Source organism: Variovorax sp. 54 (genome assembly GCF_002754375.1).
Lineage (GTDB): Bacteria > Pseudomonadota > Gammaproteobacteria > Burkholderiales > Burkholderiaceae_C > Variovorax.
In genome coordinates, this window is the sequence record NZ_PEFF01000001.1 from 3,081,970 (window position 1) to 3,103,366 (window position 21,397).

Below are 21,397 nucleotides of genomic sequence, written 5' to 3' on the forward strand. Positions count from 1 at the left end.
GGTGCGGCTCAGGCGCCCTGGTATTCGGGCTTGGGGCCCAGCGTGGCCGAGACTTCCTTGCGGTAGCGGTTCAGCTCCTGCACGGTCTTGAAGCTGCGGTTCATCAAGAGGCTCAGGTTGTGCAGGATGCGCTCGCCGACCTTGGTTTCCCAGACGGCGTCGAACTTGATCTGCTTGTCCAGCCAGTGCTCGAGCCAGTCGGGATCGGGCATGCGGCTCTGGATGGTGTCGTTCGGGAACAGCGCCTTGTTCACGTGCAGGTTGGTCGGGTGCAGCGCCTGGGCGGTGCGGCGCGCGCTGGCCATGAGCACGCCGACCTTGGTGAAAGCGGCACGGGCCTCGTCACCGAACTTTTCCATGGCGCGCTTCATGTAACGCAGGTAGGCGCCGCCGTGGCGGGCTTCGTCCTGGCTCAGCGTGGTGTAGATGTGCTTGATGACCGGCTCGGTGTGCCACTGGGCGGCGCGGCGGTACCAGTGGTTGAGGCGGATCTCGCCGCAGAAGTGCAGCATGAGGGTTTCGAGCGGGGGCGCGGGGTCGAAGTCGAAGCGCACCTCGTGCAGCTCCTGCTCGGTGGGCGCGTGCTGCGGGCTGAAGCGCTTCAGGTACTCCATGAGCACCAGCGAGTGCTTCTGCTCTTCGAAGAACCAGATCGACATGAACGCCGAAAAATCGCTATCGTGCCGGTTGTCGCGCAGGAACATCTCGGTGGCCGGCAACGCCGACCACTCGGTGATGGCATTCATCTTGATGGTCTGCGCCTGCTCTTCAGTCAGCAAGGAAGCGTCGAACGACTGCCAGGGAATGTCCTTGTCCATGTCCCAGCGGACGGATTCGAGTTGTCTGAAGAGTTCCGGGTAGAGCATCAAAGTCTTTCAATGGCCGCCGATTTTAATCGGCCCGTTTGGCGCGCCCATGACAGACGCGCGATGATGTGTCCACGCGCGCCCTCGCGCCACGGATGCACACCCCCCTTTTCGATCCAGGAGCCCGTCATGCGAACCCCCGCCCGATTGTCGACGCTGCGACATTGCGCCACGGCCTTTTCCCTCGTGGCGGGCCTCGCGGCAGCCCTCCCGGCGGGTGCCCAGACCGCCCCCGCCGCGCCCGCGGCAGCAGGCGCCGCCGGGTGCCCGGCCATCCTGCAACACAGCTTCCCCCGGCTGCAAGATGAAAAGCCCCAGGACCTTTGCCAGTACTCCGGCAAGGTGGTCCTGGTGGTCAACACGGCCAGCTTCTGCGGCTTCACGCCGCAGTACAAGGGGCTGGAGGCGCTGGACATGAAGTACCGCGCGCGCGGCCTCGTGGTGCTGGGCTTCCCGTCGAACGATTTCTCCCAGGAATCGGGCTCGAACAAGGAAATCGCCGACTTCTGCGAAAGCACCTTCGGCGTGAAATTCCCGATGTTCGCCAAGTCGGCCGTGCGCGGCACCGACGCCAACCCGCTGTTCAAGCAGCTCGCGCAGGCCTCGGGCACGACGCCGAAGTGGAACTTCTACAAGTACCTGATCGGGCGCGACGGCAAGGTGGTGCAGGCCTGGTCGAGCATGACGGCACCGGACGAAACCGGCTTCGTGACCGTCATCGAGAAACAGCTCGGGCCAAATTAAGACTGATCAGTTCACAAAAAACGTATCGGTAATATTATTTGCCGATGCGCACACTGCACCGTGAACTGCACGTCACAAACGTTTACCACTCGACGGGGAACCGTGCGTCAAAACCCGCGCTCATACTTGGCGTGGGCGGCCAAGGCCCACAGGTTTTCATGTTGCGAGGTCTTCCGGGCGCCTGCCGTCCGGTTGAAATCCCGAGGCGATTCTTCTCCTCCTCCCTCCCTCCCTCCTTCGTGTCGGGGCGCCTCGCAGCATTTTTGTCTTCCCGCCGGAACCGGGGCTTGCGATGACGCAGCGCCCCCCAGGCTCCTCCGGCCCTCCCCGCATCGCCGTGATCGGTGCCGGCATCTCCGGCCTCGCAGCCGCCCACGCGCTGCGCGATACGGCCCACGTCTCCCTCTTCGAAGCCAGTGACTACTTCGGCGGCCATGCGCACACGGCCACGATCGAGCTGCCGCGCTCGGCGCACGACGCCACCCGCGTCGCGCACGGCGTGGACACCGGCTTCCTGGTCTACAACGAGCGCACCTACCCGCAGCTGATCCGCCTCTTCGCCGAGCTGGGTGTGGAAACGGCCGCCTCGGACATGTCGTTCTCGGTACAGGCGGTGCGCGACAACGGCCGGCCGCTCGAATGGAGCGGCAGCCACCTGGGCACCGTGTTCGCCCAGCGGCGCAACCTGCTCGACGCCCGCTTCCTCGGCATGCTGCGCGACCTGCTGCGCTTCAACCGCCTGACCACGCGCATCGCCGAGGCGGGCACCGAGAGCGAACTGACCCAGCCGTTGGGCGCCTTCCTCGACACCCACCGCTTCGGCACCGCGTTTCGCGACTGGTACTTCCTGCCGATGATGGGCTGCATCTGGAGCTGCTCGACCACGCAGATGCTGGCGTTCCCGGTCGCGACCATGATCCGCTTCTGCCACAACCACGGGCTGATCCAGATCGCGAACCGCCCGGCCTGGCGCACGGTGCGCGGCGGCTCGCGGCATTACGTGGAGAAGATCGTCGCCGGCCTGCCCGATGCGCGCCTGCGCACGCCGGTGCGGCGTATCGTGCGCGACGACGACGGCGTGCGGGTGTCGACCGACGCAGGCACCGAGGTGTTCGACCAGGCGATCCTGGCCACGCACACCGACCAGTCGCTGGCCCTGCTCGGCGACCCCGATCCGGCCGAGCTGGCGGTGCTCGACACGATTCGCTACCAGCGCAACCACGCCGTGCTGCACACCGACGCGTCGGTGCTGCCGCACCGACCCTCGGCCTGGGCCGCCTGGAACTACCAGCGCGCCGCCACGGGCGACGACGAGGCGGGCCGCGTCTGCCTGCACTACCTGCTGAACAAGCTGCAGCCGCTGCCCTGGGAACAGCCGGTGATCGTGTCACTGAATCCGGTCGGCGAGATCGCGCGTAGTCGCGTCATGGCCGAATACGACTACGACCACCCCGTGCTGGACCTGGGCGCGATCCGCGCGCAGTCCGAGGTGCCCGCGCTGCAGGGCCGGCGCCGCACCTGGTTCGCGGGCGCCTGGATGGGCTACGGCTTCCACGAAGACGGCCTGAAGGCCGGGCTGGCTGCCGCCGAGGGCGTGCGGGCACGGTTGGCCGGCGGCGAGGCGGCCCCGGCAAGGCGCGCGGCATGACCTCTCCGGCGCTGGCCGTGCCGCACCTGGGCTTCGGCGAAGTCCGGCACACGCGCCTGCGCCCCGCGCACCACGCCTTCGTCTACCCGACCTTCTTCCTGATGCTGCCGATGCGCACCCTGCGCGCGCACGGCAGCGCGCAGTTGGCGCTGAACCGCCCGGCCGCACTGTCGTTCCACGACACCGACCACGGCGACGGCCGCAGCCCCGCACAGGGCGGCGCGCTGGCCTGGCTGGACGCGCTGCTGGCCGAGCACGGCATCGACGACGCCGACGGCGAAGCCTGGTTGCACTGCTACCCGCGCGTGTTCGGCTACACCTTCAAGCCCGTGAGCTTCTGGTACTGCCACGCGGCGCAGGGCGCGCTGCGCGCCATCGTGGTCGAGGTGAACAACACCTTCGGCGAACGCCACTGCTACCTGCTCGACCAGCCCGACTACGGCGTGGAACTGCGCGCCGCGAAGGCCTTCCACGTGTCGCCGTTCTGCCGGGTCACGGGCGACTACCGCTTCCGTTTCTTCATCGATACCGCGCGCACGCGCACGGTGGTGCGCATCGACCACGACGATGCCGACGGCCCCTTGCTGCAGACCAGCGTGAGCGGCGAGCTCGCGCCGCTGAGCCCGGCCCTCGTGCGGCGCGCGCTGTGGCGCTACCCCGCCATGACCGTCGGGCTGATCGCGCGCATCCACTGGCAGGCCGCGAAGCTGTGGCTCAAGCGCGTGCCCTTCATCGCCAAGCCGGCACCGCCGCTTTCCCTCGTGTCGCGCGACACCCCTTCCTCCCCGCAGCAGCACCCATGACACCGACCACCACCACCGCCCCGGGCTTCCCCCTCGCGCTGCCGCAGGACGCACCGCGCGCCGCGCGCACCGTGCTCGGCCTGCTGCAGCGCCTCACGCACGGCTCGCTCACCGTGCGGCTGCCCGACGACTCCGTGCGCCACTTCGGCGCCGCGCCCGGCAGCAGCACGCTCACGACCTCGCTCACGCTGCGCAACTGGGAGCCCTGCCGGGCCGCGCTGCGCTCGGGCGACATCGGCTTCGCCGAAAGCTACATCGCGGGCGACTGGGGCACGCCGAACCTGGTCGAACTGATGCAGGTGGTCATCGCCAACCGGCGCGCGCTCGAGGACGTGGTCTACGGCCACTGGCTCGGCCGCCTCGCGTACCGGCTGCGGCACCGGCTGAACCGCAACAGCCGCACGGGCAGTGCGCGCAACATCCACGCGCACTACGACCTGGGCAACGCCTTCTACGCGGCCTGGCTCGACGAGACGATGAACTATTCGGCCGCCTGGTTCGAGGGCGACCTGGCGCGCCCGCTGCCCGAGGCGCAGCGCGCCAAGGTGGCGCGGGCGCTCGACCGGGCCGGCGTGAAGGCGGGCGACCGCGTGCTCGAGATCGGCTGCGGCTGGGGCGCGCTGGCCGAGATGGCGGCGCGCGAATTCGGCGCCTCGGTGACCGGCGTGACGCTGTCCACCGAGCAGCTGGCCTATGCGCGCGAGCGCACCGCGGGCCTGCCGGTCGACCTGCGCCTGCAGGACTACCGCGACATCAGTGACGCGCCCTTCGACGCCATCTGCTCCATCGAGATGGTCGAGGCCGTGGGCCGCGACTACTGGCCGGCCTACTTCCAGGCCGTGCACCGCCTGCTCAAGCCGGGCGGGCGCGCCTGCGTGCAGACCATCGTGATCGACGACCGGCTGTTCGAGCGCTACATCGGCGCGACCGACTTCATCCAGCAGTACATCTTCCCGGGCGGCTGCCTGCCCTGCCCGCGCGAGTTCCGGCGCGCCGCCGAGGCCGCCGGGCTGGAGGTGGTGAACGAATTCGCCTTCGGCGCCGACTACGCCGAAACGCTGCGGCGCTGGCGCGAGCGCTTCCTTGCGCAGCGGGCCACGGTCCTGCAGCAGGGCTTCGACGAACGCTTTTCGCGCATCTGGGAGTTCTACCTGGCCTACTGCGAGGCCGCGTTCCTGCAGCAGAGCACCGACGTGGTGCAGTACACGCTGCGCAAGCGGCCCACACCGCCGGCCGGCTGACAACGCCCATGAAAAAAGCGCCCTCGGGCGCTTTGTCGTTTCAGGGCTGGGTGTCGATGAAGCTCGGCCGCAGCATGAGCTTGTCATACAGCTTGGCCAGATTGGCGTGCTCGCCGCGCCAGTCGATTTCGGGAAAACGCAGCCCCAGCCAGCCCAGCGCGCAGCCGACCGCGATGTCCGACAGGCTCAGGTGGATGCCGCTGCAGAAGGGCTTGTCGCCCAGGCCCTTGGCCATGGCGGCCACGCCGGCCTCGACCTTGACGCGCTGGCGCTCGATCCAGGCGGCGCTGCGCTCGCCGTCGGCGCGGCCGGTCCAGGTGGCTTCGAGGCGCCAGAGCACGCCGGCGTCCATGACGCCGTCGGCCAGCGCTTCCCAGGTCTTGACCTCGGCGCGTTCGCGGCTTTGCTGCGGAATGAGCTTGCCCACGGGCGACAGGGTGTCGATGTACTCGACGATGACGCGCGAGTCGAACATCGCCTCGCCGCCTTCCATGATCAGGCACGGCACCTTGCCCAGCGGATTCGAGTGGGCGATCGTGGTGTCGGCGGACCAGACGTCTTCGATCACGAACTGGTAGTCGAGCCGCTTTTCGGCCAGCACCACGCGCACCTTGCGCACATAAGGACTGGCGGCGGATCCGATCAGTTTCATGAAGGCTCTCTCCCCATCGTCTGTTAACGTTTGTTCGCAGGCATTTTAGGTGAACGGAAAAAGACGCCGCCCGAATCTCCCCGCGGCACGACCCGCCGGCGGCCGCCTAAAATTCGGGCATGAGCTTTTCCACCGTTTCCGCCCTCTCCCCCCTTGACGGCCGCTATGCGGCCAAACTCGCGGCCTTGCGCCCGCTGATGAGCGAACAGGGCTACATGCACCGTCGCGTGCAGGTGGAGGTGGCCTGGTTCATTGCGCTGTCCGACTGCGGCTTTGCCGAGTTCAAGCCCCTCACGGGCGGCGCCCGCAAGTACCTGATGGGGCTGGTGTCGCATTTCTCCGAGGCCGACGCGCTGGCCATCAAGGACATCGAGAAGACCACCAACCACGACGTGAAAGCCGTCGAATACTGGATCAAGTCGAAGTTCGAAGCCCGGCCGGAGCTGCTGGCCGCCGCCGAGTTCGTGCACTTCGCCTGCACCAGCGAAGACATCAACAACACCAGCCACGCCCTGCAGATCCAGGCCGCGCGCGACACCGTGGTGCTGCCGGCCATCGACGGCCTGATCGCCAAGCTGCGCGAAATGGCGCACCAGTTCGCCGACGTGTCGATGCTCTCGCGCACGCACGGCCAGACCGCCAGCCCGACCACCGTCGGCAAGGAAATCGCCAACGTGGCGGTGCGCCTGACCAAGGCCCGCGCGCAAATCGCCGCCGTGCAGCTGCTCGGCAAGATGAACGGCGCCGTGGGCAACTACAACGCCCACCTGGCCGCCTGGCCCGAGTTCGACTGGGAAGCCTTCAGCCGCAAGGTCGTCGAGACGCCCGCGCCGCTGGGCCTGGGCCTGAACTTCCAGCCGTACAGCATCCAGATCGAGCCGCACGACTACATGGCCGAGCTGTTCGACGCCGTGGCGCGCGTCAACACGATCCTGGTCGACTTCTCGCGCGACATCTGGGGCTATGTGAGCCTGGGCTACTTCAAGCAACGCCTGAAGAAGGGCGAGATCGGCTCGTCGACCATGCCGCACAAGGTCAACCCGATCGACTTCGAGAACGCCGAAGGCAACCTGGGCCTGGCCAACGCGGTGCTGCGCCACCTGAGCGAGAAGCTGCCCATCAGCCGCTGGCAACGCGACCTGACCGACAGCACGGTGCTGCGCAACATCGGCGTGGCCTTCGGCTACGCCACGCTGGCCTATGCGAGCCTGGCCACGGGCCTGGGCAAGCTGGAGCTCAACGAAGAAGCGCTGGCCGACGACCTCGATGCGTCGTGGGAAGTGCTGGCCGAACCGATCCAGACCGTGATGCGCCGCTACGGCGTGCAGGGCGCCTACGAACAGCTCAAGGAAGTGACGCGCGGCAAGACCGTGACGGCCGAGGCGCTGCACGGGCTGATCCGCTCGCTGGAGATTCCCGAAGAGGAAAAGGCCCGCCTTCTGGCCATGACGCCGGCCAGCTACACCGGCAAGGCCGCCGAACTCGCTCGTAGAATTTAGGCTTCCCCCGCGACGATCCGCCGGCCCGTGCTGCCCACGGCCGGTGCGCTTCGTTCGCTGCTCGATCCCCCCAGCCAACGTGCCCCGTGTAGGGCATGCCAGCCGACAACCCTGACGGGACGCTTCCACGTCCCCGTTGTTCATGCTGCGCGCCCCGCTGAGACGCCACTGGCTCACGCTCCACCGCTGGATCGGCCTCACGCTCGGTCCGCTGCTCGCCCTCACGGCGCTCCTGGGCGCCGTGCTGGTCGTGGCGCTGCCGCTCGACCGCGCCGGCCATCCTGAGTTCTTCTCCGCGCGCAGCCACGGCACGGCCGTGGCGCCGCTGGAACCGCTGCGCCAACGCCTGCTGGCCGAATTCGGCCCCGACGCCAACCTCACGCTGCGCCCGCCGCGCCAGCCCGGCGACACGCTCTGGGTGATGGTGCGCGGCCCGTGGGAAGGCACGCTTTACCTCGACCCGGCCACGGGCGCCGAACAGGGCCGCCGCGGCACACACGAAGGCGCCTACAACCTGCTGTTCGAACTGCACAGCAGCCTGCTGCTGGAAGACACGGGCAAGGGCATCCTCGCCATCGCCGCGCTGACGTACCTGTGCCTGCTGGTCACCGGCGTGGTGCTCTGGTGGCCGACGCGCTGGCCGCCCTCGCTGCGCATCGTGCTGAACCGCGGCCTGCTGCGCGGGCTGTTCGACCTGCACCGCACCGGCGGCGCCGTGCTCGGGCTGCTGATTGCGGTGTCGGTCTTCACCGGCGCCTACATGGCCTGGCGGCCGCTGGGCGGTTTCATCTCGAGCGCGCTCGGGCAGGCGCCTGCCAAGGCGCCGGTGGTGCCCAAGGGCACGTCCACGGGCCCGCGCCTGCCGCTCGACGAACTCGTCGCCCGTGCGCAGGCGGTGTTTCCGGGCCAGCCGATCGGCTACCTGCAAGTGCCCGGCCGCACGGACCGGCCGCTGCGCGTGCGCTTCCGCCTTGCCGACGACCCGCACCCGAACGGCATCGGCTCGGTGTGGCTGCATCCGGTCACGGGCGAGGTGCTCGGCGTGCGCCGCTGGCAGGACATGGATGTCGGCAACGGCGCGGTGGTGCTCATCTATCCGCTGCACACCGGCGTGCTGGGCGGCGTGGTGCACGAAGCGATCACCGCGCTGCTGGGCCTGGCGCTGGCCGGCCTCGGCCTGAGCGGCGTGTGGCTCTGGTGGCGCCGGCGCGCCGTGGCTGCGGCCGCGCGCAGCCACGCGCTGTCCCGCGGTACGGCGCCCTGAGCACCCCTGGCACACACATTCAGGCAAACAAACAGACAACAACGCTTTCGACAACCAGAGGAGGAAAAAACCATGTTCAAGAAAACAAAAACCGCCGCCATCGTGATGGCGCTCTTTCCCATCAGCTTCCAGAGCTTCGCAGCCGACGCCGAGCCCGGGGCCGATCCTTCGAAGTCGCTCGAGGCCATCACGGTCACCGGCGACTGGCTCGGCTCGCCCAGCGAGACCAAGGTGCTCGAGCACGCCGGTGCGCGCAGCATCGTCGAGCGCAAGCAGATCCAGGAGAGCGGCGCCGCCAGCGTGCGCGACGTGCTGCGCCAGGTGCCCGGTGTGCAGGTGCAGGAAAGCAGCGGCACGGGCGGCAGCGACATCTCGCTCAACGTCGGCGTGCGCGGCCTGACCTCGCGGCTGTCGTTCCGCTCCACCGTGCTGATCGACGGCGTGCCCGTGGCCTACGCGCCCTACGGCCAACCGCAGCTGTCGCTGGCACCGGTGTCGCTGGGCAGCCTCGAGGCGGTCGACGTGGTGCGCGGCGCGGGCTCGGTGCGCTACGGCCCCCAGAACGTGGGCGGCATCATCAACTTCGTGACGCGCTCGATCCCGAAGCAGTTCGCGGGCGAAGTGGGCGTGGGCGTCGAGAGCGCCAGCCACGGCGGCGGCACCAAGACCACGCCCACCCTGTTCATCGGCGGCACCAACGAGAACGGCCTGGGCCTGGCGCTGCTGTATTCGGGCACGCACGGCAACGGCTTGCGCCAGAGCAACGACAAGACCCGCATCGACGACCTGATGCTCAAGGGCGCCTACCGAATCTCGAAGACCGACGACATCGCCGTGACGCTGCATCGCTTCGAAGGCAGCGCCAGCATGCCGGGCGGGCTGACCACCGCGCAGTTCGCGGCCAACCCGTTCCAGTCGGACCGCCCTTTCGACGAATTCAGCGGCAACCGCACCGACGGCTCGGTCAAGTACACGCACAACGACGGCGTGAACAAGTTCGAGATGCTGACCTACTACACGGACTCGTTCCGCGGCAGCCACCTCGAGCAGGAAGGCTCGGGCAACAGCGCCGGCCAGCGCCGCCTCACGGCCGCCCCGCGCCACTACAAGACCTACGCCTTCGAGCCGCGCTACTCGCGCCTGATCGACTCCGGCAGCGTGGTGCAAGAGATCAGCGTCGGCGCGCGCTACCTCAAGGAAGAAGCCTCCGAGGTGGCCACGCGCAGCAGCTACTACCGGCCGCGCCCGGGCTTCGATGCCTACTCGCTGGCCCAGCCCACGTACCAGTTCAGCAAGGGCGGCACGACGGCGCATGCGTTCTACATCGACGACCGCATCGACTTCGGCAACTGGACGGTCACGCCCGGCGTGCGCTACGAATCGATCCGCTCGCACAACGACGTCTTCAACATGGCGAGCGGCCGGATCACCAGCGCGATCTATCCGAAGATCGACTCCAACGAGGTGCTGCCCACGCTGTCGGTGCTCTACCGCATGAGCGAGCGCTGGTCGGTGTTCGCCAATGCCGGCGTGTCGTTCGGGCCGCAGCAGTACGCGCAGCTCGCGCAGTCGACCAGCGGCCTGCATCCCGAGAAGGCCAAGACCTACGAGGTCGGCACGCACTACAAGGGCGAGGCCTGGAGCGGCGAACTCACGCTGTTCAACATCAACTTCGACAAGGAGCTGCAGCTGGCGCGCTCGATCACCGGCGAGGTCAGCCAGTGGACCGACCTGGGCGCCACGCGCCACCGCGGGCTGGAGTCGGCGCTGCGCTACGACCTGGGCAGCCTGAGCGACGCGCTCAAGGGGCTGTCGGTGTCGGGCACCTACACGTACACGCAGGCGACCTCGAAGGCCGGCGCCTTCGCCGGCCGCGACCTGCCGTTCTACTCGCGCCAGGTGGCCACGCTGGGCGCGCGCTACGAGCGCGGGCCGTGGACGGTCAACGCCGACGTGTACGCGCAGTCGAAGCAGCGCTCGCCGGGCGCGCCCGACGACGGTGCGAGGTACATCACGCTGGAAGATTCGACCGGCCGGCTCGGCGACATCCCCGGCTACGCCACCATGAACCTGCGCGCCGCCTACGACTTCGGCCCGTCGCTGAGCCACCTGAAGCTGGCCGTGGGCGTGAAGAACCTGTTCGACCGCCGCTACTACAACCGCTCGGTCGACAACAACGGCGGCAAGTACGTGGGCCAGCCGCGCACGCTGTACATGCAGGCGTCGCTGGCGTTCTGAGGCGCGGGGGTGCGCGGGAGGGCGTCGGGCCTACACTCGCGCACCCATGGCTCTCAAATCCACCATCTTCAAGGCCACCCTCGCGGTGGCCGACATCGACCACGGCTACTACGCCGACCATGCGCTGACCCTGGCGCGCCACCCCAGCGAGACCGACGAGCGGATGATGATCCGGCTGGTCGCGCTCGCGCTCAACGCGCACCAGCTGCAGGACATCTGCAACGGCGACGGCACGCTGGCCTTCGGCGCCGGCCTGTCGAATGTCGAGGAACCCGACGTGTGGCTGCGCGACTTCACGGGCCAGACCAAGATCTGGATCGAGGTCGGCCAGCCCGAAGACAAGCCCATCATCAAGGCCTGCGGCAAGGCGGACGAGGTGATCGTCTATTGCTTCAACCACGCCGCCGAAATCTGGTGGCGCGGCATCGAGAACAAGCTCACGCGGCCGCAGAACCTGAAGGTCTACCGCGTGCCGACCGAGGCTTCGCAGGCGCTCGCCAAGCTGGCGCAGCGCAGCATGCAGCTGCAGGCGACGATCCAGGAAAGCACGCTGACGCTGGGCGACGGCGTCAACAGCATCGACGTCGAACTGCTCAAGTGGAAGTGAAGGGTCCGCGCGGCTAGGCCACCGGCATCATCTCGCCGCACTCCCAGCACTGCTCGAAGCCGCCTTCGACCTGCTCGCCGCACACGCACAGCCAGCTGCGCTGCGGGCGGTTCTGCAGTTCGTGCAGCAGGCGCTGCGCGAGCTCGTACTGCGATGCGTCGTCGACCCAGATCTCGGGCAGGCACTGGTCGGGCGGCAACTGGCCCATGACCGCGCCGAGGAATTCGCGCTGCACTGTCGCGGCCACGCCCTCCTCGCGCAAGGCATGCGCCCACACGGTCGCGATCGCGAGGTTGGGGGCTTGCGCGAGGCGGCGCATGGTCAGGGCGCCCAGTGCTTGTCGTCGTCCGGGTCGAACTCGGGCTCCGCGGCGGTGGGTTCGGCTTCGCGCGCACGCTCGGCGTAGCGGTTGAAGCGCCAGGCCGAGTCTTCCATGGTGATGCGGCGCCAGGTGACGCGCTTCTCGACCGGCGTCATGGCCGGCCAGTACTGCACCTCGTCGAAGCTGCGGCCGCAGCCCTTGCATTCGTCGTCGCCCTGGCTGGTCGAGCAGATCGCGATGCAGGGCGTGTCGGGCGTGCTGTGGTACCAGTCGAGCCAGGCAGCCCAGGCCTTGGCGGGAAAGCCGACCTCGTCGACCTCGTCTTCGTGGTGGAAGACCATGAGCGCGTAGACCTCGGCCAGCGCGCGCAGTTCGGGTGCCAGCGTGATGCCGTCGGGCGAGGGAGACTTCTCGCGCCAGTGGTTGATGGCGGCCTCGATGTCGGTGATGTGGATGGCGGCCATGGAGAGTGAAAAAACAGCGAGCGGCGATCATAGTCCCGCAATGTCCCACCCCTTCTTAGGGCCATAGGCGCTACGAAAAATAGAGCGTGCATCGCCCAGTGCATGCGGCCTGCAGAAGGATCGACCTTGAATGCAAAGAAAACTTTTGGTTGCCTCGGCGCGGTCTTCAATGCTCTAATCCCGCCCACGAAGGGGAGTAGCTCCCGATCGCTGCCCCCGGGCAGCGTGAATCGTCAGGTCGTCAATACGAAGCACAACACTTCCGGCCTGGCGGGCGACACACGCGCCGACACTTGTCGGCGCGCCTGCTGTTGTCGAGCGAGACCTTCGATTTGAACCTGCGCAGGTTTGGTCGAAGCGTTCGCAAGTCCCCGGTGTCACCCGGCCTTCGCACCCCCGCTTTCGACCGCGCCCGCGCAGGGTGAATCGAAACGCATCGGCATGCCGCTGCCCGTCGTGGTCCCCATCAGGGAGCTGCGGGCATGGCGCCAAGACAAAGAGGAATCTATGGAACAGTTCATGGCCCCGGAATTCTGGGTCGCAGTCGGTCAGATCATCATGATCGACATTCTTTTGGGCGGCGACAACGCCGTCGTCATCGCGCTGGCATGCCGCAAGCTGCCGCCCGCGCAGCGCACCCAGGGCATCCTGTGGGGCACCGCCGGCGCCATCATCCTGCGCGTGATCCTGATCTTCTTCGCGCTCACACTGCTCGCGATTCCGTTCCTGAAGCTGGTGGGCGCGATCCTGCTGCTGTGGATCGGCGTGAAACTGCTGGCCCCCGACCATGACGACGCGCACGGCAACATCACCGGCAGCGACAAGCTCTGGGGTGCCGTCAAGACCGTGATCATTGCCGACCTGGTGATGAGCGTGGACAACGTGATCGCCATCGCCGGTGCCGCACAAGGCGCGGGCGAAGGCCACCAGATGCCGCTCGTGATCTTCGGTCTGCTCGTGAGCATCCCGATCATCGTCTGGGGCAGCCAGCTGGTCATCAAGCTGATGGACCGCTTCCCGATGATCATCACGCTGGGCGGCATGCTGCTGGGCTGGATCGCCGGCACGATGGCTGTGTCCGACCCGGCACTGGCGAACCCCGCCAACTGGACCTGGGTGCCGAAGGTGCCGCAGACCGACACCATCAAGTACGCCGCCGGCATCTTCGGTGCGCTGCTGGTGCTGGCGATCGGCAAGTGGGCCGCTTCGCGCAAGCCGGCTCCCGCCACCCCGGCTCACTGAGCGTTCATCGGTCGATAAACGCCCCGCACTGAAACTTCTTGCATCAATCCGGTCTCTGTCACTCTAACTATCAAAGGAGAGCACTCATGGAAAAGATCATTCTTTACGTCGACGACGCCGTCTATGCCAGCGAGCAGTTCGCCGAACTGGCGCCGGACGCAAACAACGTCGTCGCGCGCCATTGGGTGCTCGTGGCCTGCGCGCCGCGCATGACACACCGGATCAGCAAGTGGGTGAGCCACAGCGCGCGCGAGAACTGGCGCGCCAAGTGGTTCAGCAAGGTGCAGGCGCAGATGCTGCCGCTGCTCGAACGCAACGGCGGCCAGGTGACGGCGGTGCTGGCCAAGGGCCCGCTGACCGACCTGACGCAGCAACTCAAGCGCGAGCACGCGGCCTCCCATGTGGTCGATGCGCGCCGCCCGAAGATCGGCGTCGACCTGGAACCGGTCACGCCCGAGCAGACCCCGCCCAAGCAATCGGGCTGGGCCTTTCCCGGCGCCGTGATGGGCATGGGCGCACTGCTGGTGCTGGCGAACGAGCTGGCCGAGTAGGCCTCGTCAGGGTCACACGCCCCACCGAACCGACACAAGCCCCGCTGCGGCAACGCAGCGGGGCTTGTTCTTTTGTGGGGGCCCGTGTGGGGTATCCTGCGACGCATGCGCATCCTCCTCAAATGGCTGCTCAGCGCCGTCGCGCTGCTCGCGGTCGCCTACCTCTACAGCGGCGTCCAGGTTCAGAGTTTCGGTTCGGCGCTGCTCGCGGCGGCCGTGATCGGCCTGCTCAACATGATCGTGCGGCCGGTGCTGGTGATCCTCACATTGCCGGTCACCATCGTCACGCTCGGGCTGTTCCTGTTCGTGATCAACGCGCTGCTGTTCTGGGCCGCCTCGGGCATGCTCGGCGGCTTCCACGTCAGCGGCTTCTTCGCCGCGCTGCTGGGCTCGCTGATCTACTCGCTGCTCGGGCTGCTCATCGAGAGCGCGCTGGGCGGGCTGCTGTCGCCACGGCGCTGAGCGCCGGCGGCAACGCCCCTTCCCCTTCTTCATCACTTCAGCGGCGGCTCCTCGGCCTGCTGCTTGACCAGCACGTCGACGGCGCGCGCGCGCGTGTCGACGATCGATGCCTCGTAATGGTCGATGGGCGCGCCCGACTTGCGGATCAGCTCCTGCGCCGCCTTGAAGCGGTCGCGCGCCGCCGGGTAGTCGAGGATCGCCACGTTGGCCTCGGCATCGGCGCGGATCGCGCGCAGCGTGTCGTTCTGCGCACCGTACAGATTGGCCAGCGTGCGCCAGGCCGTGGCATCGCGCGGATGAACAGCCACCCAGTCGCGCAGCGCGGGCACCATCGGCGCGGGCTGACGCTGGGCGATGGCGGCTTCGGCCGCGAGGATCATCTCGGGCCGCTCCTTCGATTTGGCATCGAGCAGCGCCGCCGCACGCGGGGCCGCGCCGCCCGCGAGTTCGATCTCGGCCTGCAGCCAGCGCGCCTGCTTGGACGCGGCCGCGTCGTCGGCCGTGCGCACCACGAGCCGCTCGGCCAGCGCACGCGCCGCCTTGAAGTCGCGCAGCTCCTTGGCCGCCATCGCCGCCGCGTAGAGCGTGCCCGCCTGCTGGGCCGGTGAACTGCCCGCGAACTCGCCGCTCGACGCCGCGTTGACCCACAACCGCAGCACGTCGACGCCCGGGCGCGTCAGCACGCGGGCGCGCGCGGCGACCATGGCGTGGTCCATCACCAGCGGCACCACCGGCGGTGCGGCGTCGGCGCGGAACTGGAAACGGCCCTGCATGTCCGAGATGCGCTCGGTCGTCAGCGGATGGCTGCGCAGGTAGGGGTACGAGCCGTTGTCGTTCAGGCGCGAGGCGTACTGCAGCTTCTCGAACATCGCCGCAGCGCCCTGCGGCGCAAAGCCCGCCTGCGTCATCACGCCGAAGCCGATGCGGTCGGCCTCGCGCTCCATGTCGCGCGAGAAGCTCAGCTGGTTCTGCATGAACAGCGCCTGGCTGCCCATGATCACCGCCTGGCCGGCGTCGGCATTGCGGCTCTTGCTCGCCGCGATCATCCCGAGGATCAGGCCGGCGATCATCAAGGGCATCTGCTTGCCCTGCTTGTTCATGATGCGCGAGATGTGGCGCTGCGTGACGTGCGACAGCTCGTGCCCGAGCACCGTCGCCAGTTCGTCACGGCTGCCGACCGCGGCCACCAGGCCCAGGTTCAGCCCGAGGTAGCCGCCCGGCAGCGCAAAGGCGTTGATGTTGCGGTCACGCCCCAGCAGGATGGTCCAGGCAAAGCGCTCGTCGAGCTCGGGCGTGAGCTCGCCGCGCGCGCGTGCGGCGGCCAGCAGGCGCTGCCAGATGTCCTGCACGTAGGCGGCGATCACCGGGTCGTCGATGTAGTCCGTGTCGCGGTACAGCTCGCGCACGATCTGGTCGCCCAACTGGCGCTCGGCACTCGCCGTCATCTCGCCGCCGTCACCGAGGCCCGGCAGGATCTGCTGCACCTGTGCCAGCGCGGGGACCGGCAGCAGCACCTGGGAAGCTATCAAAAAGGTAGCACACACCGCATGCCGGAGGGGCGTCGGGCGTGTTTTCTTGGGGAAAGAGGGAGTCAAGCGCGGCATTCCTCGTCTGTGGCTCGGGCTCGTATGATGCATCTTCAAAACGAACGTTCACCGATGAGCACCCTCACCCACTTCGACGCCCAAGGCCAGGCCCACATGGTCGACGTGGCGGCCAAGCCCGCCACCCATCGCGTGGCCGTGGCCACCGGCCGCATCGAGATGCAGCCCGCGACGCTGGCGCTGATCGAATCGGGCACCGCCAAGAAGGGCGACGTGCTGGGCATCGCGCGCATCGCCGGCATCCAGGCGGCCAAGAAGACCAGCGACCTCATCCCGCTGTGCCACCCGCTCGCGCTGACCCGCGTGGCCGTGGCCTTCGCACTCGCCGAGGGCGGCCAGGCGCCACAGGTGGCCTGCACCGCGACCGTCGAGACCGTCGGCCCGACCGGCGTCGAGATGGAAGCCCTGACCGCCGTGCAGGTCGCGCTGCTCACGATTTACGACATGTGCAAGGCCGTGGACCGCGGCATGCGCATCACCGACGTGCATGTGCTGGAGAAGCACGGCGGGAAGTCGGGCAGCTACGTCGCGACGGCGGACTGAATCCAGCGGCTACAGCTCGGGCGCGTCGTCCGGGCGGTTGTCCAGCCAGCGGGCGAAGTCGGACGGAAACGCCACCCGGAAGCGTTCGGCCAGCGCATGCGCTTCGGCATCGCGCCCAAGCAGCTCGGCGCTTTCGATCAACTTCACGATGACCCGCGGCTCGGGCGAAAAGTGCAGCACGCGCCCGGCCAGTTCGTACATGTGCGCCGCATTCGCCGGCGTGACGGCGGTGAGCGTCACTTCGGCGAAATCCACCTGGCGTGAGAACAGCCACGAGCCCTGGAGCTTGGCGAGCGTGTCGTCGCGGTAGGCCGGCAGGCGCGCGTCGCGCGGCAGATAGATCTGGCTGATGCGGGTGTAGTCCCAGGCGGCGTAGCCGATGAGGGCGAGCCAGGCTGCGGCGGCGAAGGCGGCGAGTTTTCTGCCGTTCGTCTTCGGGCGCTTGGGCGATGCTGGCCACAGGATGCCGAGGCACAGGCCGAACACCAGCTGGAACGGGCCGTACCAGAGCGGGTACTCGAGCAGGCTGTGTAGCAGGATGACGCCGAGCAGGCCCCACGCCATCAGCCGCAACGGATCGCGCTCGCGCCACGGCTTGGCCGCCCCCACCATCCAGAGAAATCCGCCACAGATCAACAACGCCGCCGGAATGCCCAGCTCGACCGCGAGGTGCAGCGGCAGGTTGTGGGCGTTGTCGAGGATCACCGGGAAACGCGGGCCGTTGTACAGCGTGGCGAAGTGCGCAAAGCTGAGTTCGCCCCAGCCCCAGCCGGTGAGGGGGCGCTGGGTGATGAGGGTCAGGACGTTCTGCCAGAGGACGACGCGGCTGTCAGTGGTGACGACGGCGGGTTGGAGGCGTGACGTCAAAGCCGCGGCGGCGACCCAACCATCACTACCCGCAGCCAGATAAGGCAACACCGCAGCGAAGGCGAAGTAAAGCGGAATCCCTGCCAGCAGAACAAATGGCGGCGGGAGGCGAAAGGATCTCGAAATCGCCTTTCCGCGGCGCTCTCGCCAAGCCGCGACGCTCGCAACCGCCATGACCAAGACGAACTGAAGCAATCCGGTGCGCGACAAGGAGGCCGCTGCGGCGGCGATCAACACAACGGCCGCAGCCATCAGTCCCCATCGCGCTTGGCGCGAATCCCGTGTGCCATAGAGCCACAACATGGCAACGAGGGCCAGACTGAGCAGCGTGGCGAACTGGTTGCGCTGGCGCAGCGTGCCCCACGCGCGCCCTGTGGGTGGCGAAGTGAACCAGGATGCGAGGTCGCCCGCAAGGCCGTAGTACTGAAACAAACCCAGGACGGCATTGAGCAGTCCTGCACCGAAGAGTCCCCAAGCCATTGCCGTGGGTACCGAGGTATCGCTGTTTGATGAGCTGGCACCCAAGCCTGCTGCCAGCGCAGTGGCGGCAAGAACAGCCAGAGGGAGTGCGATGGGCCACCCGGCGGCATCCCAGACGCCCGCGAGCGCCAACACCACTGCGCTTGCACCCAGCCAACGAGTCAGCACAGAAGCAGGCCAAGCCAAAGCTTGGGCACAGAGAAGCCAGCCTGCGAGACAGCTCCAAGACACCAACTGCTGCCACACAGTGACCGACGGCCCCGCCACCAGCGGGGAGAGAAATGCGGATGCCAGCAGCGCTGCACGCACGCCGCAGAGGGCTCGCCCCGATGAAAGGAACGGGTCAGGACGGGCGAAGAAAAGCTGCACAAGCCCATTGTGCCGCCCGCTCGATCCGACGAGTGGTCACGGCTGCCGGGCGAGTGGCTTTGGAAAGATCGGCAAATCGACACATTATTTAACAACATTTCGCAATTGTTTCCAGGCCCGATCCGCGGGCTTGAATCCGGCTTGAAAGGCAGTCTTGATGAACCACCGAGTTGCATTGCCCCCCCGATCAAGGATGGGCACACCAGAACCACGACGGGCGCTGAAGGGGTTCACCTTGATCGAACTCATGGTCACCATCGCCATCGTGGCGATCCTTGCGGCCATTGGTTACCCGAACTACTCGGACTACGTGCGACGCGGCAACGTCCAGGAGGCGCCTGGCAACCTGTCGAACTATCGCGCCCAATTGGAGCAGCGCTACCAGGACCACCGCACTTACGACAAGGGCGACAGCACCTGCGGCATTGATCCTCCAGTCACAACAAAGAATTTCCAGTACTCCTGCACCCTTGCCGACTCAGGCCAAAGCTACTCGCTCGCCGCAACCGGCCGAACCGGCACCACGGTTGCGGGCCTCGCCTACAAGCTGAATCAACGCAACGCGCAAAGCACCACGTGCACCAGTTGTGCCTGGAGCTTCAGCGGGGAGCCAACCTATTGGGTCATGCGCAAACCATGAAGCCGAAGGCTCATCACTCGACAGAGGGCTTCACCCTGATTGAATTGATGGTCGGGATCGCTCTTCTCGGGATCCTGCTCATGCTTGCGTACCCGAGCTATACGAGCTTCATCCGCAACGCACAGGTCCGCGGCGCCGCAGAGTCGGTGCTCAACGGCTTGCAGTTGGCTCGGGCTGAAGCGATCCGGCGCAATGGCAATGTCCAGTTCACGCTGACGAACACGTCGAAGGGCGCGGCGCTGGCAGGAAGCACGGACTGGAACATCTACGCCGCGCTCCCCGCAACTCCCACGGTTTTCGACGACCTGGTGCAGGAGCGCCTGGGGGGTGATGCCTCGTCCAACGCCCGCGCCCAGGTTTCCACCACAGTGGGCACAAAGACCGCCGATCCCGGTGCCGGCATGCCGGCGACCATCACCTTCACCGGCCTCGGTCGCCTCGCTGCGGCGACGACCGCGCGCCAGATCGACTTCACCGGCGCAACCACCGACGTGCGCCGGCTGGCGATCGTCCTGGCTCCGGGCGGTGACGTGCGTCTGTGTGATCCCGGCCACTCCCTCGCAACCAATCCGCAAGGTTGTTCATGAGCACGCAGAAAAGAACATCCCGTACCGTCCGCCGGCAACCGGGCGCCCAGCGCGGCGTCATGCTGGTCGAAGCGCTCGTGGCGATCGCCATTTTTTCGTTCGCAGTCCTCGGGATCGTCGGCTTGCAGGCCACCGCCATACGCACCGTTCGCGATGCCGACTACCGCGCCAAGGCCAGCTTCTTCGCAAACCAGATCGTCGGGCGCATGTGGGTGGACCGCTTCAACGTCCCGACCTACGCCTTGAATGCCGCGGCCACCGCCTGCGACGACGGCGACAACACCGCAGCCAACCCGCTCGTGACCAGCTGGATTTCAGGATTGAGCGATGCAACCAACCAAGGCGCGCTGCCCGGTGCGGCCGGGTTGCAGCAACAGATCATCGTCGGGCCGAACAACGTCGTCACCGTGACGCTCTGCTGGAAGAGCCCGCAAGACGACGCGGCGCACAACTTCACGCTCACGACGCAGATTCAAGGCTGAGACTCCATGCCCCTACTTCATCAGCGCAAGCGCCAACAAGGCTTCGGCCTCGTCGAAACACTGGTCGGCATGGTGGTCGGACTTGTCGCGACGATCATCATCTACCAGGTCATCTCGACCTACGAAGGCATCAAGCGCTCGACCACCTCCGGCGCCGATACACAGCAAAACGGCATCTTCAGCCTCGCGACGATGGAGCGCGACCTGCGCGCCGCCGGCTGGGGCATACCGACCGCAGCGATCATGCCGTGCACCGCGTACTTCACGTACTACAGCAACGGCACGGCCAGTGGCCCCGTGCCCAACTTTCCGGGCACGCCCGTGCGCATCGCCGACGGCGGCGTTGCGGCCGGCGCCTCCGACAGCATCACGATGCTCTGGGGAACGTCCATCCGCAGCAATGTGCGCAACATGCTGCTGCAAAACGCGACCATCAACCCGCCCGGCACGTCGGCCGCCAACCTGCAGCCCACCAGCAAGGTTGCGCTCTCGGGCGTCGGCGGCTTCGTGTGGCTGACCGATGACGACGGCCGATGCACGCTCACCCGCATTACCGCAAGCGATGTCAATCCCGCCAATGCGGACAGCGTCATCCTTTCACACGCCGCAGCGACGGGCACCGCCACGCAACCGACCTACAACCCATCGGGGAACGTGATGACCGACCTGGGTTGGCCCACGAGCTTTACCAAGAACCCGCGGATCTACGACCTTGGCACCTTCACCCAACGAACCTATTCGGTGGCAGGCGGCTCGCTTGTGTCGCAAGACTTCTTCAGTTCGATGACGCAGGTGCAACTCGCCAACAACGTGGTGAGCCTCAAGGCGATGTACGGCATCAGCGATGCCAACAGCCAGGTCGTCACCAACTGGGTCCGGGCCACCGGGGCGTGGGCGACCCCGACCCTCGCAGATGCCCGGCGCATCAAGGCCGTACGCATCGCCGTGGTGGTGCGCAGCCCGCTGAAAGAGAGGCTGGAGGGCGGTGCACAAGCCTGCGCGATTACCACCACGGCGCCGGAAAGCTGGCCCGGTGGGCCCGCAATCGACCTGAGCAACGACGCCGATTGGCGCTGCTATCGCTATCGCGCCTTCGAAACCATCGTGCCGCTTCGCAACGTTCTCTGGGCCAATCTGTCATGAGCCACCCCTGCGCCTTCTTGTCCTCTGCGCCTCCTGCCTTCTCCCGTCGACCGCCTCGCGGTGGCACGCGGCAAAGAGG

General features: G+C 67.4%; 22 protein-coding genes. 16 read left to right on the forward strand and 6 right to left on the reverse strand.

Annotated features, from left to right (window positions below; translation table 11 throughout):
- Positions 1-8 precede the first annotated feature (8 nt).
- Entirely contained in the window at positions 9-866 is an 858-nt protein-coding gene (locus CLU95_RS14260; RefSeq protein WP_095747294.1) for a ferritin, read from the reverse strand.
- A gap of 129 nt (positions 867-995) precedes the next feature.
- On the opposite strand from CLU95_RS14260, the gene CLU95_RS14265 reads away from it, so the two are divergent.
- The 4 genes from CLU95_RS14265 to CLU95_RS14280 all read left to right on the forward strand — a co-directional run bounded on the left by CLU95_RS14265 (position 996) and on the right by CLU95_RS14280 (position 5,302).
- Entirely contained in the window at positions 996-1,610 is a 615-nt protein-coding gene (locus CLU95_RS14265; RefSeq protein WP_099794085.1) for a glutathione peroxidase, read from the forward strand.
- Between the two features lie 292 nt (positions 1,611-1,902).
- Entirely contained in the window at positions 1,903-3,258 is a 1,356-nt protein-coding gene (locus CLU95_RS14270; RefSeq protein WP_099794087.1) for an NAD(P)/FAD-dependent oxidoreductase, read from the forward strand.
- Positions 3,255-4,061: a DUF1365 domain-containing protein gene (locus tag CLU95_RS14275; protein WP_099794089.1), complete on the forward strand. Its 807-nt coding sequence runs from the start codon at positions 3,255-3,257 to the stop codon at positions 4,059-4,061. The genes CLU95_RS14270 and CLU95_RS14275 overlap by 4 nt, the downstream gene beginning before the upstream one ends.
- Positions 4,058-5,302 carry an SAM-dependent methyltransferase gene (locus tag CLU95_RS14280; RefSeq protein WP_099794091.1) on the forward strand — a complete coding sequence of 415 codons (1,245 nt, stop codon included), beginning with the start codon at positions 4,058-4,060 and terminating at the stop codon, positions 5,300-5,302. The genes CLU95_RS14275 and CLU95_RS14280 overlap by 4 nt, the downstream gene beginning before the upstream one ends.
- A 40-nt stretch (positions 5,303-5,342) precedes the next feature.
- Here the strand turns inward: CLU95_RS14280 and CLU95_RS14285 are convergent, their stop codons facing one another.
- On the reverse strand, positions 5,343-5,954 hold the full coding sequence (locus tag CLU95_RS14285; RefSeq protein WP_099794093.1) for a glutathione S-transferase N-terminal domain-containing protein: 612 nt from the start codon (positions 5,952-5,954) through the stop codon (positions 5,343-5,345).
- Between the two features lie 119 nt (positions 5,955-6,073).
- Between CLU95_RS14285 and purB the strand changes: the two genes are divergently transcribed.
- From purB to CLU95_RS14305, 4 genes are all read left to right on the forward strand, one after another.
- A complete protein-coding gene (purB, locus tag CLU95_RS14290) occupies positions 6,074-7,453 on the forward strand; it encodes an adenylosuccinate lyase (protein WP_099794095.1) in 1,380 nt (459 codons plus the stop codon).
- A 142-nt stretch (positions 7,454-7,595) separates the two neighbouring features.
- A complete protein-coding gene (locus tag CLU95_RS14295) occupies positions 7,596-8,717 on the forward strand; it encodes a PepSY-associated TM helix domain-containing protein (RefSeq protein ID WP_099797298.1) in 1,122 nt (373 codons plus the stop codon).
- Positions 8,718-8,789: 72 nt separating this feature from the next.
- Positions 8,790-10,955 (forward strand): TonB-dependent receptor family protein, encoded by a 2,166-nt coding sequence (locus CLU95_RS14300; RefSeq protein WP_099794097.1) that lies wholly within the window; start codon positions 8,790-8,792, stop codon positions 10,953-10,955.
- Between the two features lie 46 nt (positions 10,956-11,001).
- Positions 11,002-11,562 carry a YaeQ family protein gene (locus CLU95_RS14305; protein ID WP_099794099.1) on the forward strand — a complete coding sequence of 187 codons (561 nt, stop codon included), beginning with the start codon at positions 11,002-11,004 and terminating at the stop codon, positions 11,560-11,562.
- Between the two features lie 13 nt (positions 11,563-11,575).
- Here the strand turns inward: CLU95_RS14305 and CLU95_RS14310 are convergent, their stop codons facing one another.
- The gene (locus CLU95_RS14310) at positions 11,576-11,881 is read right to left on the reverse strand and encodes a putative signal transducing protein (protein ID WP_099794101.1); all 306 of its coding nucleotides are present in this window, start codon (positions 11,879-11,881) and stop codon (positions 11,576-11,578) included.
- A gap of 2 nt (positions 11,882-11,883) precedes the next feature.
- Positions 11,884-12,348 (reverse strand): DUF3717 domain-containing protein, encoded by a 465-nt coding sequence (locus CLU95_RS14315; protein ID WP_099794103.1) that lies wholly within the window; start codon positions 12,346-12,348, stop codon positions 11,884-11,886.
- A 507-nt stretch (positions 12,349-12,855) separates the two neighbouring features.
- Between CLU95_RS14315 and CLU95_RS14320 the strand changes: the two genes are divergently transcribed.
- The 3 genes from CLU95_RS14320 (at position 12,856) to CLU95_RS14330 (ending at position 14,603) form a co-directional block, all read left to right on the forward strand.
- Positions 12,856-13,590, forward strand: a complete 735-nt coding sequence (locus CLU95_RS14320) for a TerC family protein (protein WP_099794105.1) — start codon at positions 12,856-12,858, stop codon at positions 13,588-13,590.
- A gap of 86 nt (positions 13,591-13,676) precedes the next feature.
- Positions 13,677-14,141: a hypothetical protein gene (locus tag CLU95_RS14325; RefSeq protein ID WP_099794107.1), complete on the forward strand. Its 465-nt coding sequence runs from the start codon at positions 13,677-13,679 to the stop codon at positions 14,139-14,141.
- A gap of 105 nt (positions 14,142-14,246) precedes the next feature.
- Positions 14,247-14,603, forward strand: coding sequence for a phage holin family protein (locus CLU95_RS14330; RefSeq protein WP_099794109.1), 357 nt, complete (start codon positions 14,247-14,249; stop codon positions 14,601-14,603).
- Positions 14,604-14,635: 32 nt separating this feature from the next.
- Here the strand turns inward: CLU95_RS14330 and CLU95_RS14335 are convergent, their stop codons facing one another.
- Entirely contained in the window at positions 14,636-16,207 is a 1,572-nt protein-coding gene (locus CLU95_RS14335; RefSeq protein ID WP_099794111.1) for a M48 family metalloprotease, read from the reverse strand.
- A 54-nt stretch (positions 16,208-16,261) separates the two neighbouring features.
- Here CLU95_RS14335 and moaC point away from each other — a divergent pair, with 54 nt between their 5' ends.
- Positions 16,262-16,750, forward strand: coding sequence for a cyclic pyranopterin monophosphate synthase MoaC (moaC, locus tag CLU95_RS14340; RefSeq protein ID WP_099794113.1), 489 nt, complete (start codon positions 16,262-16,264; stop codon positions 16,748-16,750).
- Positions 16,751-16,759: 9 nt separating this feature from the next.
- Here the strand turns inward: moaC and CLU95_RS14345 are convergent, their stop codons facing one another.
- Positions 16,760-18,466, reverse strand: a complete 1,707-nt coding sequence (locus tag CLU95_RS14345; protein ID WP_257214630.1) for a PglL family O-oligosaccharyltransferase — start codon at positions 18,464-18,466, stop codon at positions 16,760-16,762.
- A gap of 235 nt (positions 18,467-18,701) precedes the next feature.
- On the opposite strand from CLU95_RS14345, the gene CLU95_RS14350 reads away from it, so the two are divergent.
- The 4 genes from CLU95_RS14350 to CLU95_RS14365 are packed head-to-tail and all read left to right on the forward strand — an operon-like array spanning position 18,702 to position 21,318.
- Positions 18,702-19,106, forward strand: a complete 405-nt coding sequence (locus CLU95_RS14350) for a type IV pilin protein (protein WP_373668928.1) — start codon at positions 18,702-18,704, stop codon at positions 19,104-19,106.
- Positions 19,103-19,693, forward strand: coding sequence for a GspH/FimT family pseudopilin (locus CLU95_RS14355; RefSeq protein WP_099797301.1), 591 nt, complete (start codon positions 19,103-19,105; stop codon positions 19,691-19,693). The genes CLU95_RS14350 and CLU95_RS14355 overlap by 4 nt, the downstream gene beginning before the upstream one ends.
- A complete protein-coding gene (locus tag CLU95_RS14360; protein ID WP_143605998.1) occupies positions 19,690-20,175 on the forward strand; it encodes a type IV pilus modification PilV family protein in 486 nt (161 codons plus the stop codon). Before CLU95_RS14355 ends, CLU95_RS14360 begins: the two co-directional genes overlap by 4 nt.
- Positions 20,176-20,181: 6 nt before the next feature.
- Positions 20,182-21,318 carry a PilW family protein gene (locus CLU95_RS14365; RefSeq protein WP_099794119.1) on the forward strand — a complete coding sequence of 379 codons (1,137 nt, stop codon included), beginning with the start codon at positions 20,182-20,184 and terminating at the stop codon, positions 21,316-21,318.
- The last annotated feature ends 79 nt before the right edge of the window (positions 21,319-21,397 follow it).

Bases quoted from the DNA above. Each gene is read 5' to 3' on its own strand.
- CLU95_RS14285 (WP_099794093.1), bottom strand. From the start codon at position 5,954: ATGAAACTGATCGGATCCGCCGCCAGTCCTTATGTGCGCAAGGTGCGC.
- CLU95_RS14355 (WP_099797301.1), top strand. From the start codon at position 19,103: ATGAAGCCGAAGGCTCATCACTCGACAGAGGGCTTCACCCTGATTGAA.
- moaC (WP_099794113.1), top strand. From the start codon at position 16,262: ATGAGCACCCTCACCCACTTCGACGCCCAAGGCCAGGCCCACATGGTC.
- CLU95_RS14335 (WP_099794111.1), bottom strand. From the start codon at position 16,207: ATGCCGCGCTTGACTCCCTCTTTCCCCAAGAAAACACGCCCGACGCCC.
- CLU95_RS14330 (WP_099794109.1), top strand. From the start codon at position 14,247: ATGCGCATCCTCCTCAAATGGCTGCTCAGCGCCGTCGCGCTGCTCGCG.
- CLU95_RS14295 (WP_099797298.1), top strand. From the start codon at position 7,596: ATGCTGCGCGCCCCGCTGAGACGCCACTGGCTCACGCTCCACCGCTGG.
- CLU95_RS14360 (WP_143605998.1), top strand. From the start codon at position 19,690: ATGAGCACGCAGAAAAGAACATCCCGTACCGTCCGCCGGCAACCGGGC.
- CLU95_RS14280 (WP_099794091.1), top strand. From the start codon at position 4,058: ATGACACCGACCACCACCACCGCCCCGGGCTTCCCCCTCGCGCTGCCG.
- purB (WP_099794095.1), top strand. From the start codon at position 6,074: ATGAGCTTTTCCACCGTTTCCGCCCTCTCCCCCCTTGACGGCCGCTAT.
- CLU95_RS14270 (WP_099794087.1), top strand. From the start codon at position 1,903: ATGACGCAGCGCCCCCCAGGCTCCTCCGGCCCTCCCCGCATCGCCGTG.
- CLU95_RS14310 (WP_099794101.1), bottom strand. From the start codon at position 11,881: ATGCGCCGCCTCGCGCAAGCCCCCAACCTCGCGATCGCGACCGTGTGG.
- CLU95_RS14260 (WP_095747294.1), bottom strand. From the start codon at position 866: ATGCTCTACCCGGAACTCTTCAGACAACTCGAATCCGTCCGCTGGGAC.
- CLU95_RS14265 (WP_099794085.1), top strand. From the start codon at position 996: ATGCGAACCCCCGCCCGATTGTCGACGCTGCGACATTGCGCCACGGCC.
- CLU95_RS14365 (WP_099794119.1), top strand. From the start codon at position 20,182: ATGCCCCTACTTCATCAGCGCAAGCGCCAACAAGGCTTCGGCCTCGTC.
- CLU95_RS14320 (WP_099794105.1), top strand. From the start codon at position 12,856: ATGGAACAGTTCATGGCCCCGGAATTCTGGGTCGCAGTCGGTCAGATC.
- CLU95_RS14275 (WP_099794089.1), top strand. From the start codon at position 3,255: ATGACCTCTCCGGCGCTGGCCGTGCCGCACCTGGGCTTCGGCGAAGTC.
- CLU95_RS14300 (WP_099794097.1), top strand. From the start codon at position 8,790: ATGTTCAAGAAAACAAAAACCGCCGCCATCGTGATGGCGCTCTTTCCC.
- CLU95_RS14315 (WP_099794103.1), bottom strand. From the start codon at position 12,348: ATGGCCGCCATCCACATCACCGACATCGAGGCCGCCATCAACCACTGG.
- CLU95_RS14305 (WP_099794099.1), top strand. From the start codon at position 11,002: ATGGCTCTCAAATCCACCATCTTCAAGGCCACCCTCGCGGTGGCCGAC.
- CLU95_RS14325 (WP_099794107.1), top strand. From the start codon at position 13,677: ATGGAAAAGATCATTCTTTACGTCGACGACGCCGTCTATGCCAGCGAG.